The sequence below is a fragment of the Alcaligenes sp. GW821-FHT11D07 genome, from assembly GCF_058808495.1.
Genome location: NZ_JBXART010000004.1, coordinates 1 through 18,822 on the forward strand (window position 1 = coordinate 1; position 18,822 = coordinate 18,822).

Here is an 18,822-nt window from a genome sequence, read left to right on the forward strand (position 1 = left end):
GCGGTCAGAGTGGTTTTACCGTGGTCAACGTGACCGATAGTACCGACGTTGACGTGCGGTTTAGTCCGTTCAAACTTGCCTTTAGCCATGGCAGACTCCTGAAGGGATAGAACGATATAGAGAGATGAGGGGTGTGGTGCCCATGACGCGGATCGAACGCGTGACCTCTCCCTTACCAAGGGAGTGCTCTACCACTGAGCCACATGGGCATTCAACTTCAGCTGAGAATAGCCAAAGATTTCAAACCTGGAGCGGGTGAAGGGGATCGAACCCTCGTCTTAAGCTTGGAAGGCTTCTGCTCTACCATTGAGCTACACCCGCAGACTTTTCTTCACCCTCTCCTAAAGCCGCCTTGCTGGCTGACCTTAGAAAAGTGCTGGTGGTGGGAGTTGGATTCGAACCAACGTAGACGCAGGGTCAACAGATTTACAGTCTGCCTCCTTTAACCACTCGGACATCCCACCCGAAGCGAAAATCGAATTATGGACATGTTTTTAATACTCGTCAAGCCTTTGGAGAGGAAAACTGGATAAATCCTTAAATTTTTTGAAAAAACCCGTTTTTAAGGGGGTTTCACTCCGTTTTTTTACCGTTTGAAGACAGACCTTCAGATACTTTCAAGGCCGGCAAATATCAATGAAATACGGGTTAACACAGAGGGTTTTCTGATTTTTAAGGCTTTAATTTTGTAAGCAAATAATACATTTTTAGGTTTTATCCATTTTTGTCGCTGTCTCTCCTTCCCGTGGCCACCTGATTTCTGCTTAGCCCCCCCACCCTGCTCTTGCTTAAAATTCGATCAGGAATAAAAAAAGCCGACCTGAGGCCGGCTTTTTTCACTTCAATTGTGCTGCTTAATCGTCTGTTTGCTCCAGCAAAGACGACAAGCCCTGCTTTTCCAGCAAGGCATTCAGATGTTCCCAGCCATGAAAAGAGATCTGCAGCTGCCCTTTATCCTTGGCACCGACCTTCAACGTCACTTTGGTGCCCAGGTGGTCAGACAAAACCTTTTCAAAGCGTTGTACATCGCCAGTACGACTGGCCTTGTTCTGTGCCTGCTTGCTGGCTGGCGCATCATCCTCGTGCAAGGTACGGGCCACCAGTTTTTCGGTTTCACGCACTGACAGACGGCGCGCAATCACTTCGTTAGCCAACATGATCTGGCGCGCAGCGTCTACAGCCAGCAAGGCACGGGCGTGGCCCATATCGATATCGCCAGCCAACAGCATGATCTGCACCGGCTCTGCCAGGTTGATCAAGCGCAGCAGGTTGCTGGTGGTCGAACGTGAACGGCCAATTGCTTGCGCAGCCTGCTCGTGGGTCAGGCCGAACTCATCCAGCAAACGCTTGACCCCTTGCGCCTCTTCCAGCGGGTTCAGATCTTCACGCTGAATATTCTCGATCAGGGCCATGATGGCGGCGTTTTCGTCCCCCACCTCGCGCACCAGGACCGGCACCTCTTCCAGGCCTGCAATCTGCGAGGCACGGAAGCGTCGTTCGCCGGCGATGATCTCGTACTTGCCTTTATCCTTGCCCGACAGGGGACGCACCAAAATAGGTTGCATCACCCCTTGTGCGCGGATGGATTCGGCCAGCTCGTTCAAGGCGCCTTCGTCCATGCGCGTACGCGGCTGATAGACCCCGGCTTTCAGCGATTTGACGGGCAGGCTGGAAGGCAGGCCATCACCTGCCGTCGTTTCGCCTTTTTTCCCTATGGTTGCGATAGCGCCTGCATCAGCACCGAGCAAGGCATCCAAGCCTCGACCTAGACCTTTGGGTTTTCGTGTAGCCATGCTTACATTCCTATTGATTCTTGTGTGCCTTACGCCTTATCGCTGCGGGATTCTTTCTTCAAGCGCTTGATCAGCTCTTTGCCAAAGTCCATATAAGCTTTGGCTCCCCGGGAGTTTTTGTCGTACACAATACCTGGCATACCGTGGCTTGGTGCTTCGGCCAAACGCACATTACGGGGCACCACCGTTTTGAACACTTTGTCGCCAAAGTGCGTCTCGATTTGATTAGACACCTGCTGCTGCAAAGTCACGCGACCATCAAACATCACCCGCAGCAGTCCAATCAATTGCAAATCCGGGTTGATGTTGCGATAGACCCGTTTAACTGTGTTGACCAGGTCCGACAGCCCTTCCAGTGCGAAATACTCGCACTGCATAGGGATGATGACCCCATGAGCGCTAGCCAGACCATTGAGCGTCAACAAGGACAAGGTAGGCGGGCAATCAATCAGCACGAAATCGTAATCGTCCAGCACCTGGGCGAGCGCCTGTTTGAGTTGTTGCTCACGCTCTTGCATCTGGATCAGGTCGATCTCGGCTCCGGACAGCTCCCTATTGGAAGGCAGAACGTCATAGCCACCTGTTTCTGAATGTATCTTTACGTTAGCAATGCTTTCGTCGCCGATCAAAACCTGATAAAGATTACCAGACAGGGAGTTTTTATCGATACCGCTACCCATGGTGGCATTACCCTGGGGGTCCAGGTCAATCAACAAAACTTTTTTCTTCAGAATCGCAAGCGCAGCGGCCAAATTAATTGCTGTGGTGGTCTTGCCTACCCCGCCTTTTTGATTGGCAATACAAAACACATAGGCACGGGGAGATTTTTCGTCGTTTTTACTCATGATTATCCTTGCTGCACCAACCACACTAGACAGCGTTGTGCCTCTAGCTCCGGTACAGTTAATGATTCGATTCGCTCGACCTGCCAATTACTTTCAGATTGCAAAGCAGCTATTTCCACATCGGGCACTTTCCCTTTCATAGCTGCAATACGCCCACCTGGGCGTACATGCCTACCTGCCAAATTCACAAAATCAAGCAGCGAAGAAAAAGCTCGGGAAACCACAATATCAGCTTGCATGGGTTCCTGCCGCTCTACCCGAACATGCATAGCCGACAAATTAGGCAGACCTAAGACGCCCACCATTTGTCGAACAAATGCCATTTTTTTCTCAACAGCATCAATGCAGGTGATGTTCCACGTGGAACAAGATGCAGCCAAAACCACACCTGGTAAACCAGCCCCTGAACCTACATCCACAATCCGTACAGATTCTGCTGCAGATTGATTCTTGCTGGCCAGGTAGTCCTGAAAAGGACGAACAACCGACAGGCTATCAAAAATATGCTGCACCAGCATTTGATCTGGGTCACGCAGGGCGGTCAGATTATAAGTGCGGTTCCAGCGCTGCAACTGATTAATGTAATCCAGTAGCTTGCGTACCAAGATAGGGTCCTGATCCAGGCCTAAATCCTGCAAGGCCTGGATCAGTCGTTTTGAGAAAATATCGCTCATGCCGTGTGTTTGTTTTTTTGCTTGCGCTTCAGGTGTACCAACAATAATGAAACAGCCGCCGGTGTTACACCCTGAACACGTCCAGCCTGGCCAATCGTCAAAGGCTGGGCAGCCTTCAAGCGCTGGCGCACTTCTATAGACAAACCTTTGATGTCGTCATAATCCAGATCCTCTGGAATAGCCTGCTCTTCTAATGCAGCCTGACGGGTAACTTCATCCTGTTGACGAGCCACATAGCCCGCGTACTTGACTTGGATCTCTACCTGCTCAACATGTACAGCATCATCCAAACCTGGGCCTGCAACGGGCGTCCCTTGATCATTCAAGACGGCCATCAGCTTTTTGTAATCCACCTCAGGGCGCTTCAATAAATCAAAAAAGGAATATTCCCGTTCGATTGTTCTACCCAACAAGGTTTGAGCTTGATCGGCAGGCAGGCTACGGGGGTTCACCCACGTACCCTTCAGACGTTCGATTTCACGTGCAACCGCATCGCGCTTGCGGTTGAAATGATCCCACCGGGCGTCATCCACCAAGCCCAGCTCACGACCCATTTCAGTCAAACGCTGATCCGCATTATCTTCGCGCAGACTTAAGCGATACTCGGCACGCGATGTAAACATGCGGTAAGGCTCGGTCACACCACGGGTGATCAAATCATCCACCAGGACACCCAGATAGGCCTCGTTACGGCGGGGATACCACTGCTCTTTTTCTTGCGCTAAGCGAGCAGCATTCACCCCAGCCAACAAGCCCTGAGCTGCAGCCTCTTCGTAGCCGGTAGTGCCGTTGATCTGGCCAGCAAAGAACAGGCCACGAATCTGTTTGGTTTCCAGCGTCGGATACAAAGATCGAGGATCAAAATAATCGTACTCGATGGCATAACCTGGACGCATGATGCGCGCATTTTCCAAGCCAGGCAGACTGCGCACCATTGCCAATTGAATATCAAAAGGCAAGCTGGTGGACACCCCGTTGGGGTAGATCTCCGTCGTGCTTAAACCTTCCGGCTCCAAAAATACCTGATGGCTGCTCTTGTCCGCAAAGCGATGAATCTTGTCTTCAATAGACGGGCAGTAGCGCGGGCCTATGCCCTCGATAGTGCCCTGGTCGCTATACATGGGAGAGCGGTCCAGGCCCGAACGGATGATGTCATGCGTGCGCTCGTTAGTGTGCGTAATCCAGCATGGCATCTGCTGAGGGTGCATGGAAACATCCCCCATATACGAAAACACCGGGATGGGATCACTGTCGCCTGGCTGAACTTCCAACCGGGAAAAGTCGATGGTGTTGGCATCAATGCGAGGGGGAGTTCCGGTTTTCAATCGACCTTGGGGTAACTTCAATTCCCGCAGGCGATGCGCCAAGCTAATTGACGGTGGGTCCCCTGCCCGGCCGGCTGAATAGTTATTCAAGCCCACATGCACCAAACCGTTCAAAAAAGTACCGGCAGTCAGCACGACAGATTTGGCTTTGAACTCCAAACCAATCTTAGTGACAGCCCCAACCACACGATCGCCTTCCAAGATCAGGTCTTCTACCGACTGCTGGAACACCATCAAATTAGCTTGGTTTTGCAAGCACTCGCGAATCGCTTTCCTATATAAGGAGCGATCCGCTTGGGCTCGGGTGGCGCGCACTGCCGGCCCCTTGGAACTATTTAAGGTACGAAACTGGATGCCGGCCTGGTCAGTTGCCAATGCCATGGCCCCGCCCAAGGCGTCTACCTCTTTGACCAAATGCCCCTTGCCAATCCCTCCTATCGAGGGGTTGCAGGACATTTGCCCCAGGGTATCCATATTATGGGTTAACAATAAGGTAGACACACCGGTTCGAGCTGCCGCTAAAGCCGCTTCGGTACCAGCATGTCCGCCGCCTATGACAATAACGTCAAACTCTTCGGGATAAATCATGTCAGAACAGCTAGAAAGTAAAAATCAATTATACGATTACAAGTGGTGGATGTTCCACGTGAAACATGTGAAACCAAGATCTGTTCCACGTGGAACACACTTATTTGCTTAAAAACCACTGTGGATAACTTTGTGGAGAAATAGCCCGCTTTTTATCCCCAGGCTCTTTCGGCGCATGCAACAAGGGAGCCTGAAGGAAAAACCCGAGCTGAAAACACAACTGGCGCAAGCCATAAAAGGCGCGCTTATAGCCCTTAAATACCTTAAAAGTAGCTATCTAGGCGGGCTGTGCAGCCTTAGGGGCCAAAAGACGATTTAGCAGGGTGCGAAATTGTGGATAACAGCGCAATAAAAAGAAATACTGCCAGATAAACGAGAAAACGTCTCAACAGTCTGGCGATAAGAAAATTTGCAGCTATTCGGCAGGAAAAACTCAGCTAACGTACACCGTCCACAAGGGCGAACTATCCGCCGAGTCTCGGCCATCAAGAACGATGATCCTGGTTTCACAAGGACGAATCAAGGTAGTGAAGGCAGGAAGTCGTCGGGAAAAGAAAGCAAATTGCGACGCCTGTTTATTCCCCACTGCCTCAGTATCCATCACTCAGACCAGTTAAGGATAAAAAAATTCCTTCACGTATCAACTGCGCTTGCCTGGATCTATCGACAAAAAAGGGATCAACGGAAGCCAGCCTGCCTTATATAGAAAGCAGCTATATCGATGTAAGAAAGCATCCTGTCTATGTGGTTCCACGATCAACGGATAGCAGTGGAATCTATGGTATTTTCGACAGGGATTTATTTGATACTTCGCCACCCAATTGTCGTTCAAAGCTGGACCACGGGTGCACTTTTATTATTTATGCCGGTAGACCCATGCAGATCACATCCAAGCTCCCTTCCGTGGGCGCCACAATCTTTACAACCATGAGCCAACTGGCTCTAGAGCACAAAGCCATCAACCTGGGCCAGGGCTTCCCGGATTTCAACCCAGACCCTGCCTTGATTGAAGCAGTACATCAAGCCATGCTGGACGGCGTAAATCAATATCCCGCAATGGCGGGATACCCTGCCCTACGTGCAGCTATCGCTAGCAAGACCCAGTCCAGATATGGGCGTCTCTACAATGTGGACACCGAGATCACAGTGACCAGTGGCGCCACCGAAGCTCTGATGGCGAGCTTTCAGGCCTTCGTCCACCCTGGGGATGAAGTCGTCGTCATTGAGCCCTTCTACGACCTGTACATCCCCGCTATTGAGCTTGCAGGAGGGATCCCTGTCGCAGTACCCATGACAGCACCCAGTGCGTCGGTGCCTTACTACCGGGTGGATTGGGAGCGCGTTGAAAACGCCATTACTCCTAAGACCCGTATGCTGGTGATCAACTTCCCTCACAACCCGACCTGCACCATTTTGCAAGATCAGGATTTAGATGCATTGGAACAGATCGTAGAAAAGCATCCCTTGATCATTCTGTCCGACGAAGTCTACGAACACCTGACTTTCGACGGAAAAGATCACTTGAGCCTGGCAAGCCGCCCTACTCTGGCAGAAAGATCCGTGATCGTTTCTTCCTTTGGTAAAACCTTCCATGCAACCGGTTGGAAGGTAGGCTACTGCTGCGCCCCAGCCTATCTCAGCACCGAAATTCGCAAGATCCATCAGTACACCGTCTTTACCGTTCCTAGCCCCTTACAGGCAGGTCTGGCCACGTATATGCAGAACCCTGCTACCTGGGAGAGCCTACCGGCCTTCTACCAAGAAAAACGTGATCATTTGCTTACTGGCCTGCAAACGACGCGTTTCACGCCTATGCCCAGCGAAGGCACGTTTTTCCTGCTGGCCAGCTACGAAAATATCTCTGAGCTTTCTGAGCTGGACTTTGCCAAACACCTAAACCAGGTCCATGGAGTGGGCGCTATCCCGGTTTCCGCTTTTTACCTGAATCCCAATTTAGAGCAAGCTAATCACCGTTTACTGCGTTTTTGCTTTGCCAAGCAAACCAGCACTCTGGATCAAGCAATCGATCGCCTGCGTACTGTGTGATCCGTCAAACAGTGCTTCATCCCAACCGCCGCAAGGCGGTTTTTTTGTGTCCTGATTTTTGTGGACAACTGGCAAGGCAGCGATATCTTCACCATCCACAGCAATAAAGCCTTTCTTGGTCTGTAGAACAAAACCGTCCGAGCAAGAAACAAAGCCGCAGGTATAAACGACAAAACCCAGGCTTTGCGCATCAAAGGCAGTCGAGCGTGAAACGCTTGAGTCTGCTCCCAAACACGTTCCTGTTGATAACTTTGGGGGCAACCCTGATTTTTTGCCCAGTTATCGCTTCTTTTCCATTGATAAAACGGAAAATCCCCCTGATTGGCGAATCCGATCTACCGACCCGAATACCAAACGGAAAAAACAGCCTAAAACTTAAAACCGTGAAAAATATAGTTATAAAACAAGGACTTATTTCAAAATTACTAGACTCAGGCCCCACATAGAGCTGTGAAAAAACACAGTCCATAAAACCCAATCAACTAAAACAAGCAAGTCGCAGCCAGCAATACACGCTTTACCCACAAAATGTGGATAAGTCAAAAATTCAAATGAGATTGACCTAGTACAAGCTCCTGTTGCAGACAATGCCTGAAGCGCCGGCAGTCCAGAGCCAAGCGACTAAGGCAAGTAAGCAACCCCTCTGTTGCCACCAAGGGCTTTGTTTGAATTTTTCTCATACTGCAGAAATTATCAAAAAGCTGGTAGCAAATCCGATCTTGCGCAGCTTTGAAAATAAATTTTCAGACTTCGCAGCCCAAAACGCTGTATGCAAAAGCCGCATAAGCCAGCTTTGGACGAGATCGTGTTTTTTGTTCATGGACTGCATCTTAGTCGAGAACATTTGACTTGCAAAGTGTGGAGGCCTGGCAGGCAAGGGACTGAACTTATCTTATATAACAAGCACTTAAATCTTTTACTAAGATTAGTGGATGGAGGCCTGTTGATAAGTCGAACAAGTAGCTTTAGTAGCAGTAAAACAAGAGCTTAGCGTCTTTTTTTACGGGGATAGATCTACCGCTTACCGGTGGATGGTTTAGGTACAACTTTTGGGTAAAACAAGGAAGTACCTACTTATGCCTTAAGTATCCACACTCTGTTCACAATGCCCCTCCTAGAGCTTATCCACAGGAAAGAAAATTGTAACAGTGCCAAAAAAAGAGAATTTAACGGATGGGATGGGTAAAACCAGTGTCAGTCATGATGATTTTCTCTGGCCAGCGCAGGGCTGCCAGGTGAAAAGCGGAATCTTCCGGCGACTGGGCCTTGTGACGATCGCGCCATCGAGCTCCGACAGAAAAGTCGACACAAAATGTATTTTTTTTCTTTCCATGCCAAGAAAATGGATCTATATCCTTGAATAATAAGGAATATTTAGACATTTTTACGCTTGGGCGAGGGAAAAGCTGGCGCCAGTAATGGCCAAAAATGACTGGAATGTCGTCGTCGTAGTGGTTCCACCAGGGGGTTCGGTCCGAAAAGCGCCAGCGATTGCCAGCAAAAAAAGCTTCGCTAGCAGGGCCTTCAGTCCCCGAAGTTAGCAAACGGATCGGATTGAAGTCGTTTTTAACCAGGTCGTAATCAATATAAGCCTGCAATAAGGGCATATACGTCGCTGGATCTTCAATTTTTTCTTTCCATTCTTCTTTAGCAGCCAGATATCTATTCAGAATTCCTTTATTTTCTGCGTAGACATCTGCTTTACGCTCGCATTCAAAGAAAAAATCAAGAAAATTATCGCTTTTGACAGATCTGATGGCATTTATTGATTCATTTACCCAGGCTGCATGCACAATTCTTAAATCGTTTCTCTCCAATGCAATGGGTAGAGAGCTTAAAAACTGGCGTATTTTTTCTCTATTTTTAGGTTCTACACGAGAAAAAGGCGCGTAATTCTTTAAATCAGATTCGTATCGTTGATCAAAGTACCAGCCAGATCCATCTTTTGCATCATCGATCAGCAGGTTGATTTCATGATTTCCCAATATACCCTTTGCTTTATTATTATTTATCAATAACTTAAGGTATTCAATCACCGCTGGGCTGTTTGGACCTCGATCACAATAGTCTCCAACAAAAATGAGAGTCCGTTTATCTGGATGAGAGCCATCTTTTTGATAACCCAGGTTTTTTATCAGTTGATGCAAGGCCTGCAGCTCTCCATGTACATCACCGATGATGTCTAAAGAACCAGCAGGTAAAGGCTGTACAAGAAAGTTGGACATGGGTGGAGTGATCTTTATTTAATAATAAGTATATATATAACTAATAATGGATAATGGATGTCTGTGGATAAGTCGAATAGCTTGAAATTCAGCTTCTATTTCAACGGCTTACAGATGGTTTTTGCCTGTGTACCACCTACATTGAGTCGGTGGACCGAAACTGGACAAAATTTGCACCTCTGCCAGATGGGGGACTTATCCCCCTTCCATCCACAGCACGTCCACAACAGGTCTGCTTGGAGCTTATCCACAGGCTCCAGGAGCCAGAAGCAGCCTTAAATATAGCTTTTTTACCCAGGCTTGGATCGATTTTTCCTGGCAATGAGGCTTGTTCAGGCCTGCTTTGAGCCGCTCATGCCCATCTGTATATCGGGCCAGTGTTTTAGCTTGAATTAAGCCTTTATAATATCCACAATCTATTCACTTAATTATCAACTGGCGTTTTTCGTATTTCCATATTCTCATTTTTGGATTAATGGAAATTGTTAATAAGTTTGTGGATTTCTTTTTTATTCAGATTTGTGGATAAGTTTTATCATCACGTTTGTTATTCCTTGTTTTTCATCTTTAACAAAGCGATGGTTTTGTTTTTCAGATCACCGTGTTTGTTTAACGCTAATTTTCTTTATAAAAATATTATTTGTCTTTTATCAGCTGGAATTTTTAAATAGAAGACTAAAAATACGATCTGTTTTTTCAAAACGGTGCTGCTCGGAGTTTTTTTAGATTTATCGTTATTGATGAAAAGCACGGCTTTGTTTCAATCATTCTTCTAAATATCTACTTATTTTGGATTTATCCGTTTAAATCAATACAAAAAATAAGATTTCTTTCCGCTAATACGGTTGATATTTACTTCTCCCTCAGCAAGGCCAAGCTTTATAGAGAAGGCCAGGTGCTGATAGTGGAATTGATTCAGCAAGAGTCCCGGGCGCTGCTAAACAAACACTTCAATAGGTTTTGTGACTGCCTGTTTTTTTGTACAGTTAACGGTTGGGGCTGTTAGGGCGAGCTGCCAGCTTGAGACGTGTTCGGCCACACTGGACCTCCGACCTGATCCCGGATCGTGGCTTTTTGGCGATAGTTGATGATTCGTTTTGTCAGCTCGGTGCTTTGATAGGACAATCAGCGGGTGTTGGAACTTTCAGGGCGTTTCAGCCCACAAAGTCTTAGCTTTGAATGACAGGCCCTAGCCTGGGTGCGGCGGTACACGCGAATACAGGTAAACGTAGGACTGGCTTTTTTGTATCCCTGTCTTGGACATCACCCACTTATCTTTAAGGGGTATGTTTTTTCCTTGTTGTTTAGGGGGGTATTCTCCTGCTTGCCCATGGTCTGGATCGCTATAAGAAATAGCGCGAAATCTCCCCCCATGTAACAATTGCCGCTAAGGCTGTTTATCCCTTAAGTATCGTCTCGCTACCCTCCTCCCGTACTTCATGCCTCAACCGAATATCGAAGAAGCCGCACAGGACTGGCACGGCTTGCTCCAGAAAGTGCCACTGGCGGTCCGTGCTCATGTGCTGACTATCACCCAAGATAACCAGGACGAGCTTGCGACCCATTTTTATACGCATATGCTCAAGCACCCGGCCGCACAGGTTTATCTGTCGCATGATCAGGTACACAGGCGCTTGCATCGATCCCTGCGCAGCTGGTTGGTACAGCTGTTCTCAGTAGATGAGCACAGCGATATGCAGGATCAGGTCAAACTGCAAAACCAGGTGGGCGAAGTACATGCGCGCGTGGGGGTGCCGGTTCACCTGGTGTTGCGCGGTGCACGCTTGCTTAAAGGGCGTTACGCCCGCTTCCTGTTTGAATCCACGACGATCAGCCCCGAGCAGGCCTGGGAGTGCTATCGCTACGTTCAAAACTTTATTGATTTGGCGATGGAGTTGATGAGCCACGCCTATGCCAACTCGCGGGAACGAAAATCCCGTGCGGAGGAGTCATATCGGCTGTTTGCCATCGTGCAAAACGTCGCGGCCGAGCGAGGCCGTCAGCGAGCCGCCCTGCTGGACTGGGAAAACCTGTTCATGTTTGCGATGGCCGTCAATAACGAGGCCACACCGGTCCCGCGCATTGGTGACTCGGATTTTGGGATCTGGTTCAAACATAAAGGTGCGCATGCTTTCCAGGGAACGGTTGAAAGCCGGGAAATTCTGGATCTGATGTCCCGTATCGACACGGAGCTCTTGCCCGCCTTTGAACAGGACGATACCAAGGGGCAAGTGCTGCGTTTGCACGAGTTGCGCGATCGCACTCGGGCAATTGGCCTGCATCTGGATCGCCTGTTTGAGCAGCAAAATGAACTGGAGTCTGGTCGGGACGTATTGACCCGTCTGCTAAGCCGTAAATACCTGTCTGTGGTGCTGAGCCGAGAGGTGGGCTATGCCCAGCAGCGGGGCTCCCGTTTTGCGCTCCTGGCGGTGGATATCGACTACTTCAAACGCGTGAACGATACCTACGGCCATGATGCCGGGGACCGGATCTTGCGCCAGTTCGCTGAACTGCTCAGCAATAGTGCCCGGGCGGGGGATTATGTGTTCCGTTTGGGCGGGGAAGAGTTCCTGCTGGTGTTGGTCGATGTTGATGCTGAAGGGGCGATGCGCGCGGCGCGAAACCTGCGTCTTCGGATTCACGCTGAAACCTTCCGCGTTATGGATAGCGAGATTTTGAATATTACGGCCAGTGTGGGTGTGGCTCTGTATGATGGCCATCCTGACTACGAACGTACGCTGCGCCGAGTAGACCGTGCCTTGTATCAAGCTAAAGAAGAAGGACGCGACCGGGTCGTGTTTATCTGACAGGACAAGCCTGTCCGCGCACTTATGTCGTATGGCGGCAACCTGTGCTACAAGTGCGTATTGTTTTGTTCATGCCCGTGTCTGCGTTGGCCTGCGGTGTTTTCAAGGACCGTGGCCCTGGCACGATGTGCTGCAGTAAGTACATTTCATTTGAATGGCACAAACGCTTTGGCCTGTGGCCAAAGCAGGTTTTGTTTGCGAGCTGATTTTATGCATTCCCGTATTGCTGTTCTACCTCAGTATCTGTTACCTAAACAGGCACTGACCGAATTTTTAGGGGGCTTGGCCTCCAAACCCATGGGGTCGCGCACGACCTGGATGATCAAGCGCTTTATTGGCCGTTATCAGGTCGATATGAGCGAGGCTGAACATTCTGACCCAGCCAGCTATGCGACCTTTAACGAGTTCTTTGGCCGGGCTTTGCGCCCCGGAGCCCGCCCTGTTGCCGATACGGCGCTGGTGAGCCCTGTAGACGGTGCTATCAGCCAGTTGGGACCCATTCAAGGGGGCGAGGTTTTCCAGGCGAAGGGCCATAGCTACTCCACCACCGCTTTGCTGGGTGGCGACGCCCAGGAGGCTGCCCGCTATCAGGATGGGCAGTTTGCGACCCTGTACTTGAGCCCTAAAGACTATCACCGCGTGCACATGCCTTGCAGTGGCGTGTTAAAGCGCATGATCCATGTGCCGGGCGACTTGTTCTCCGTCAATCCCACGACTGCGCGTGGTGTGCCTGGCTTGTTTGCCCGCAACGAACGTGTCGTGTGCTTGTTTGACTCCGAGCAAGGGCCGTTTGTCCTGGTGTTGGTGGGGGCGACTGTAGTGGGCAGCATGGCGACGGTTTGGCATGGCGTCGTGAATGCTTCGCGTGACGGCAAGATCCATGAGTGGAATTACGAAGACCAGAACATTGAATTGGCTAAAGGCCAGGAAATGGGGCGTTTTCTGTTGGGGTCTACTGTTGTGCTGCTGTTCCCCAAAGAGAGTGGCTACCGCTTTGATTCGGGCTGGCAGCCGCAAGGTCTGATTCGCCAAGGTCAGGCCATGGGCCATCAGGGCTAAACCTGCTTTCTAATGGATAAAACCTGTGTTCAAGTGGACACAGGTTTTTTTTTGACTGTTCATACGGTCAAATGCAATTTATATCCTTGATGTACGTGGAGTGAGTATGAAAAGGTGGTGGGCAATGGTGATCAAGATTCTGGTCATGTTATTGGTCCTGGCCGTGGCGGCTTGGGGAGTTTTGGCCATACAGTTCCAGTGGCAAACAGGCCTTGGACGCTGGCTGGTATTGGCTGGCTGGGTCGCTGTGGCCGTGTTGAGCCTGTATGCCTTAAGCAAAGGCAAAAACTGGCTTTTGCTGCCGCAAATTCTATGCTTTCTGGGCTTGCTAGGCTGGTGGAGCACCATCACACCCAGCAATGACCGAGAGTGGGCGCCCGATGTGGCCAGAATGAGCTATGGCGAGGTTCAGGGATCACTTGTGACTTTGCACAATGTGCGGGACTTTAACTGGCGCAGCGAGACGGACTTTGATGAGCGTTGGATCACACAAGATTACGACCTGCAAACCCTGAAATCCGTGGATATGTTCCTGTCCTATTGGATGGGGCCGGTCATCGCGCATACGTTGGTGTCATTCGGCTTCGAGGATGGCCGCCATATTGTGTTTTCGGTGGAAATCCGCAAGGAAAAGCACGAGGCATTCTCTGCGATAGGCGGCTTTTTCAAAGAGTTTGAATTAAGTCTGATTGCCGCTACGGAGCAAGATATTGTGCGCACCCGCAGCAATGCGCGTGGTGAAGATGTGTACATGTACAGCGTGGAGCTAGCAAAACCGGCGATGCAGGCCTTGTTCCTGTCGTATGTGGAGCAAGGGCGGCAATTGCAGACCACTCCCCGCTTCTACAACACATTGACGGCTAACTGCACCACGATTGTGTATGACATGGTGTCCAGCATTGTGGATGGCATTCCCTGGGACTGGCGGGTCTTGGCTTCGGGCTACTTGGCAGAATATGTTTACGGCTTGGATGCCTTGGCACCGGGTTACAGCTTCCAGGAGCTGAACCAGCTTGGCTACATCAACCCCCGCGCCTTGTCGCAGCAGCCGAATCAGGATTTCTCCACGGTAATTCGCCAAGGTTTACCCCTGGTTAAGCCTCAATAAGGCTGTTTTTAAGCTGTTTTACACGCATTTTGTTCCACGTGAAACATACGTTTTATTATTATTGTTCTTAAATTTATAGCTGAAATTAGATAATCGAAATAAATAAAACCCCATCATATGAGAAACATGTGATGGGGTTTTTATTTCCTCAAGCTATCGGTCTTTTAAGCCTGATAGTGAATGCTCTTTGGAAAACTAAACGCTGCGGCTCAAGGGCTTGCTCGCCATTGCACAAGCTGCTCCAGTGTCATGGTGTTGCCGCCGCAGACAACAACCAGAATGGTTTGGTAAGGTGCCAGAGCTTCGTGATCCAGGTAAAGGGTCGACAACGCCGCGCCACATGCGGGTTCTACCAGTACGCGGTGATCTGTCAGAAAGCGCAAGCATGCGCTGACTGCCTGGGCGTCGCTTACTTGCACGCAGCTCATAGGGCGCGATTGGCTAAGAGCATAAGCCTGGTCACAGACACGGGGGGCGGCCAGCGAGGTAGCCACGCCGCTGACTTCGTCCAGACTGATGTGCTGGCGTTGACGTACCGACTCCCCCAACGAGGCCGTGCCTTGGGTTTCCACCGCAATAATGGGAGTTTTGTCCCAGCCTTGCTCTTGCATTCCCTGGGCCACACCACTGAGCAAACCCCCGCCGCCGACCGCTAGCAGGACAGCGTCTGGTTGTATTCCCAGCTGCCCTACTTCCCTGATCAAGCTGGCATGGCCCTGCCAGAGCAAAGGGTCATCAAAGGGATGAATCAGGGCATCGTCCTCTTGCACCAAGGTCAGCGCATATTCATGGGCTTCCTGCCAGTTTCGGCCGATGACAAGCAGCTCGGCTTTTTCGCGTTGAATCAAGCGTCTGGCATGCTCGCTGGTGCTCTCAGGCACAACAACCAGAGTAGGCATATTCAGGCGTCGTCCGGCGTAGGCTACGGCGATGCCCGCATTGCCGCCTGAGGAGATGATGAAGCGTTTCTTGCCTTGTTGGGCATGGTGCTGACACAAATGGCCAATACCGCGAATTTTGAATGAACCGCTGGGTTGCAGCGCGTCCATTTTCAACCAGATCTGCTTGCCAAGTTGATCGCTTAGCGAATGTGAGTAGATGAGTGGCGTCTCAAGGTGAAGAATCATTTCTTATCGTTCCAGATTTTATAGTGATCTGAAGGGGCGCATGGGGCGCTCAGGACCCTGTCCACCTTATTTTATAGGTCTGAAACAGGGCTGGCTAAAGATCATGGACCGCATTTTGTGACTGCCGGAGCAAGCGGGCGTAAAGCAAGGGGAAAGGACGCTTATATCATTGGATCGGTATTTTGTAACTATCCTTGTGCCGGTATTTAAGTCATTCTGTCAGCGTTTAATGTGAGGCGCCTGACTATCTGCTCTGCCGTCTGCACCTTCTTACAATTTCCCCTCCCCGGGGGCGCAGTGTTCAAGCTAAATCAAGGGCTTATCTGATAAAATCCCAAGCAAATCGCCCGACTCAGGACCTTGTATCAGATGGATTTCAGGCTTGGCTTTAAGCGTTTAATTTTATGTGCATGATAAGCACAAAAACTCATTCCGATCTCTCGGGCCATAAAGTAGCGTTGTTTTTTGCTTTGCCTGATCGGAATAAAAACAATAATAACCAGAACTTATTTCTAGAAAAGGCGCTGTTGTAGCGGCTCTTAAAGGAATAAAGATTTTGTTATGAAAACTGCCACCAGACCTGCTGATATTTATATGCGTTTTTTGCAGCTCGCCGATTCGCTGCATACCTTGCCCTGCCTGCCGTGCCTGGACCCTCTTGAAGAGCGTATCTTGGTGTTGGTTGCCAAGGCGTCCAAAGACTGCCTGCGTTTGTCAGTGCGTGATGTCATGGCCGTAGAACGGCTGGGATCGCCCGCAACCATACATACGCGCTTGAAGTCCATGCGTGAGAAAGGCTGGATCGTATTGAGCGATACGGAGGACACACGCCGCAAGCAGGTTGATCTCAGTCAGGCTGCCCTGCTGCATTTTGACCGCCTTTCGGCTTGTCTTTTAGAAGCAGCCAATGCCTGACCATCCTAATTGCGGATGACTGAATCACGGCAATTGGGAAGTCCCAAAAAATAAGCATTCGCATTGCGGCGATAAGTTTGGCACGCCCGGCCCGGGGGGCTGGAACGGAATCATCCTGAGTGCTGAAAGCGGCGGCTTGACGGGCGATTAAAAAAGTCCGGAAGGCTTGTCACCATTAAAAGAAAGCCCTTATTGCGCGCGCAATTACCCGCCTTCCAAGAGCCTGCTTTCTTATACTGAGCACTCCCGTTCAATCCCATGCCTGGAGGCGAAATGCGATTACCTATTTATCAGGTTGATGCCTTTACCGACACCTTGTTTGCCGGCAACCCGGCTGCAGTGGTCTTGTTGTCCGAGTTTTTGGATGATGCGGTGCTGCAGTCGATTGCCATGGAAAACAATCTGGCTGAAACCGCTTTCTTAGTTCCGCATGGCCAGGATTTCCGTCTGCGCTGGTTTACTCCCTCTGTTGAGGTGCCTCTGTGCGGCCACGCAACCTTGGCCAGTGCCGCAGTTGTACTGCAGTACGTGCGCCCTCAAGACACGCAGGTGGTGTTTCACACCTTAAGCGGTGCTTTGACGGTGCGACGCGATGGGGCCGCTTACGTGATGGATTTTCCTGCCCGGCCTGTGACCCGTGTGGATGATAGTCCGGCGCTGGAGCAAGCCTTGGGAGCCAAGATTGTGCAACTGTGGCGCAATTCGTTCACGCATATGGCGGTACTGGAGTCCGAGGAGCAAGTGCGTCAGGCGCCGGTTGATACGGCGGCCATGATGGCCTGTGGGTTTGAGGGTTGCATTGTGACTGCGCGGGGAACGGGACAGTTTGATATTGTCAGCCGCTTTTTTGCACCCGGCCACGGTATTGAGGAAGATCCCGTTACTGGATCGGCTCATTGTGCTTTGTTGCCTTACTGGGCCCCTATTTTGGGTAAGAACCAATTACTGGCCTATCAGGCCTCCGCTCGTGGCGGTGTGCTGGACTGTACCTTAAGCGGTGACCGGGTCTTTTTGAAAGGCCAGGCAGTGATGTATATGGAAGGTCAGATTACGGTGGCTTAAGGCCCTGCGGTGCTCCAGGCACAGGTGCAGTCTGTCTGCGCTGCACTTGTGTTGTGGGTCTATAGCGCGTAACACTTTGCTGCCCGGTATCGGTGCCTTGATCAGTAAGATGAGCCGGCTGCTTTTTGCAGCTTTCTTTTATTACGGCTTTTTATCGTTTCTGAACGCTTATGATCCCTGTCGCCCCGATTTCTTTGACGTTTTTATTGATTATTACGCTGGGGCCGCTGGCGCTGATTATTTTGGTGGTCTGGGCAGTTTTGCTTTTTTCCCAGCCACGGCGTCGTGCAAATTTTAAGAACAATCCGTGGCCCCGGATACTGCTGTTGATTCCCTTACTCGTTTTAGGGGTCTACTACGCCGGATTTCAATGGGCTGTCTATCAGTTTGATAAAGAGTTCGAGCAAGAGCTTGCCAGCCGCCAACATGTTTTAAAAGAACCAGGCCGATTTGCTGGGGTGGATATGCCGGCTGGCACCGAGTTGGAGCTGGCGGTCTTGGGCGATCCAGACAGCGTGTCCTGGGCGCGTTTCCCTGCAGCCGTCATGGTGGGGGGGGCGCCTGTCTTGGCGCTGAAGCGCCCCCGCCCTGATCTGGCTGATTCCAACTGGCAGTTGACGATGGCAGAGGACGCAGAGCTGGAAGGCTGGCAGTGCGATGGTCGTCAAATGCTTGAAATGAAAGCAGATCCATCGGCGGAAAGCGGGTTCCAGTTTGTCAGCTGTTTTTTGGCCAAGGGTAATCAGATTACGGGCTGGAGTCCCTATGCAGCGGCTACCAATGTGAACGAAGCCCCTGCTTTTGTTCTGGATTTACCTGCTGGGACCTTGGTGCAGGCTAGGCCCGCCGGCACCTTATATATCGATGGACAGCGTGATCAGGACCGTTGGGCTGTCCGTGTTGAGGATAGTGGATTACAGCTGCGTGCCTGGGGCTTGTCTTTGGAGCGAGCTTATTTCTCAGTCGATAAAAATAAAGCGTTGCTTTATTTATCACAGGGACGATTGGTTCAAGACATTCAATTAGGTGGATTCAGCTATCCGGCGGGTACGCGGGTATCTACTCCTAATTACCGATTTTTCCCGCAATGGCCGCTGCTATTGAGAATGCAGTTGATTGCTGATGACGATTCGGCTCAAGCAAAAGAGCGCTTGCATGACCTTAATAGCGGTCAGATTTGGGAGGAAGTTAAGTAGTTCTGCGCCTAACACTTCCGCTTTGACCGGTAATCTGCATTTTTTTTGTGGT

General features: G+C 50.3%; 14 protein-coding genes and 3 tRNA genes. 7 read left to right on the forward strand and 10 right to left on the reverse strand.

Annotated elements, in window-relative coordinates; all coding sequences use genetic code 11:
* The 8 genes from AC1RSM_RS16740 to mnmG all read right to left on the reverse strand — a co-directional run.
* Positions 1–89, reverse strand: an 89-nt coding sequence (locus AC1RSM_RS16740; protein WP_032978997.1) for a GTP-binding protein, incomplete at its 3' end; no start/stop codon positions are given.
* A 45-nt stretch (positions 90–134) separates the two neighbouring features.
* A tRNA-Thr gene (locus tag AC1RSM_RS16745) sits at positions 135–209 on the reverse strand.
* 38 nt (positions 210–247) lie between these two features.
* A tRNA-Gly gene (locus tag AC1RSM_RS16750) sits at positions 248–321 on the reverse strand.
* A 56-nt stretch (positions 322–377) separates the two neighbouring features.
* Positions 378–464 (reverse strand) — tRNA-Tyr (locus AC1RSM_RS16755).
* A 390-nt stretch (positions 465–854) separates the two neighbouring features.
* Positions 855–1,793 (reverse strand): ParB/RepB/Spo0J family partition protein, encoded by a 939-nt coding sequence (locus tag AC1RSM_RS16760; RefSeq protein ID WP_492933709.1) that lies wholly within the window; start codon positions 1,791–1,793, stop codon positions 855–857.
* 29 nt (positions 1,794–1,822) lie between these two features.
* Positions 1,823–2,638, reverse strand: a complete 816-nt coding sequence (locus AC1RSM_RS16765) for a ParA family protein (RefSeq protein ID WP_492933710.1) — start codon at positions 2,636–2,638, stop codon at positions 1,823–1,825.
* Positions 2,639–2,640: 2 nt separating this feature from the next.
* A complete protein-coding gene (gene rsmG, locus AC1RSM_RS16770; RefSeq protein ID WP_492933711.1) occupies positions 2,641–3,312 on the reverse strand; it encodes a 16S rRNA (guanine(527)-N(7))-methyltransferase RsmG in 672 nt (223 codons plus the stop codon).
* Positions 3,309–5,225, reverse strand: coding sequence for a tRNA uridine-5-carboxymethylaminomethyl(34) synthesis enzyme MnmG (mnmG, locus tag AC1RSM_RS16775; RefSeq protein ID WP_492933712.1), 1,917 nt, complete (start codon positions 5,223–5,225; stop codon positions 3,309–3,311). Before mnmG ends, rsmG begins: the two co-directional genes overlap by 4 nt.
* Positions 5,226–6,101: 876 nt before the next feature.
* Here mnmG and AC1RSM_RS16780 point away from each other — a divergent pair.
* A complete protein-coding gene (locus AC1RSM_RS16780) occupies positions 6,102–7,271 on the forward strand; it encodes a methionine aminotransferase (protein ID WP_492933713.1) in 1,170 nt (389 codons plus the stop codon).
* Between the two features lie 1,166 nt (positions 7,272–8,437).
* Here the strand turns inward: AC1RSM_RS16780 and AC1RSM_RS16785 are convergent.
* Complete coding sequence (locus AC1RSM_RS16785; RefSeq protein ID WP_492933714.1) at positions 8,438–9,496, reverse strand: metallophosphoesterase; 1,059 nt, start codon at positions 9,494–9,496, stop codon at positions 8,438–8,440.
* A 1,439-nt stretch (positions 9,497–10,935) separates the two neighbouring features.
* On the opposite strand from AC1RSM_RS16785, the gene AC1RSM_RS16790 reads away from it, so the two are divergent.
* The 3 genes from AC1RSM_RS16790 to AC1RSM_RS16800 all read left to right on the forward strand — a co-directional run bounded on the left by AC1RSM_RS16790 (position 10,936) and on the right by AC1RSM_RS16800 (position 14,470).
* Positions 10,936–12,303: a diguanylate cyclase gene (locus AC1RSM_RS16790; RefSeq protein ID WP_492933715.1), complete on the forward strand. Its 1,368-nt coding sequence runs from the start codon at positions 10,936–10,938 to the stop codon at positions 12,301–12,303.
* Between the two features lie 210 nt (positions 12,304–12,513).
* Positions 12,514–13,362, forward strand: coding sequence for an archaetidylserine decarboxylase (asd, locus tag AC1RSM_RS16795; protein ID WP_492933716.1), 849 nt, complete (start codon positions 12,514–12,516; stop codon positions 13,360–13,362).
* Positions 13,363–13,468: 106 nt separating this feature from the next.
* The gene (locus AC1RSM_RS16800; RefSeq protein ID WP_492933717.1) at positions 13,469–14,470 is read left to right on the forward strand and encodes an Lnb N-terminal periplasmic domain-containing protein; all 1,002 of its coding nucleotides are present in this window, start codon (positions 13,469–13,471) and stop codon (positions 14,468–14,470) included.
* Positions 14,471–14,679: 209 nt separating this feature from the next.
* Here AC1RSM_RS16800 and AC1RSM_RS16805 read toward each other — a convergent pair whose 3' ends face one another.
* Positions 14,680–15,597 carry a pyridoxal-phosphate dependent enzyme gene (locus tag AC1RSM_RS16805; protein ID WP_492933718.1) on the reverse strand — a complete coding sequence of 306 codons (918 nt, stop codon included), beginning with the start codon at positions 15,595–15,597 and terminating at the stop codon, positions 14,680–14,682.
* A gap of 561 nt (positions 15,598–16,158) precedes the next feature.
* On the opposite strand from AC1RSM_RS16805, the gene AC1RSM_RS16810 reads away from it, so the two are divergent.
* From AC1RSM_RS16810 to AC1RSM_RS16820, 3 genes are all read left to right on the forward strand, one after another.
* Positions 16,159–16,512 (forward strand): winged helix-turn-helix domain-containing protein, encoded by a 354-nt coding sequence (locus AC1RSM_RS16810; protein WP_153231475.1) that lies wholly within the window; start codon positions 16,159–16,161, stop codon positions 16,510–16,512.
* A gap of 273 nt (positions 16,513–16,785) precedes the next feature.
* Positions 16,786–17,574, forward strand: coding sequence for a PhzF family phenazine biosynthesis protein (locus AC1RSM_RS16815; protein ID WP_492933719.1), 789 nt, complete (start codon positions 16,786–16,788; stop codon positions 17,572–17,574).
* Between the two features lie 326 nt (positions 17,575–17,900).
* Complete coding sequence (locus AC1RSM_RS16820) at positions 17,901–18,770, forward strand: hypothetical protein (protein WP_492933720.1); 870 nt, start codon at positions 17,901–17,903, stop codon at positions 18,768–18,770.
* The last annotated feature ends 52 nt before the right edge of the window (positions 18,771–18,822 follow it).

Excerpts from the sequence above, each read along its gene's own strand:
- AC1RSM_RS16785 (WP_492933714.1), bottom strand. The coding sequence starts at position 9,496 with ATGTCCAACTTTCTTGTACAGCCTTTACCTGCTGGTTCTTTAGACATC.
- mnmG (WP_492933712.1), bottom strand. The coding sequence starts at position 5,225 with ATGATTTATCCCGAAGAGTTTGACGTTATTGTCATAGGCGGCGGACAT.
- AC1RSM_RS16780 (WP_492933713.1), top strand. The coding sequence starts at position 6,102 with ATGCAGATCACATCCAAGCTCCCTTCCGTGGGCGCCACAATCTTTACA.
- AC1RSM_RS16815 (WP_492933719.1), top strand. The coding sequence starts at position 16,786 with ATGCGATTACCTATTTATCAGGTTGATGCCTTTACCGACACCTTGTTT.
- AC1RSM_RS16800 (WP_492933717.1), top strand. The coding sequence starts at position 13,469 with ATGAAAAGGTGGTGGGCAATGGTGATCAAGATTCTGGTCATGTTATTG.
- AC1RSM_RS16765 (WP_492933710.1), bottom strand. The coding sequence starts at position 2,638 with ATGAGTAAAAACGACGAAAAATCTCCCCGTGCCTATGTGTTTTGTATT.
- AC1RSM_RS16810 (WP_153231475.1), top strand. The coding sequence starts at position 16,159 with ATGAAAACTGCCACCAGACCTGCTGATATTTATATGCGTTTTTTGCAG.
- rsmG (WP_492933711.1), bottom strand. The coding sequence starts at position 3,312 with ATGAGCGATATTTTCTCAAAACGACTGATCCAGGCCTTGCAGGATTTA.
- AC1RSM_RS16805 (WP_492933718.1), bottom strand. The coding sequence starts at position 15,597 with ATGATTCTTCACCTTGAGACGCCACTCATCTACTCACATTCGCTAAGC.
- asd (WP_492933716.1), top strand. The coding sequence starts at position 12,514 with ATGCATTCCCGTATTGCTGTTCTACCTCAGTATCTGTTACCTAAACAG.
- AC1RSM_RS16760 (WP_492933709.1), bottom strand. The coding sequence starts at position 1,793 with ATGGCTACACGAAAACCCAAAGGTCTAGGTCGAGGCTTGGATGCCTTG.
- AC1RSM_RS16790 (WP_492933715.1), top strand. The coding sequence starts at position 10,936 with ATGCCTCAACCGAATATCGAAGAAGCCGCACAGGACTGGCACGGCTTG.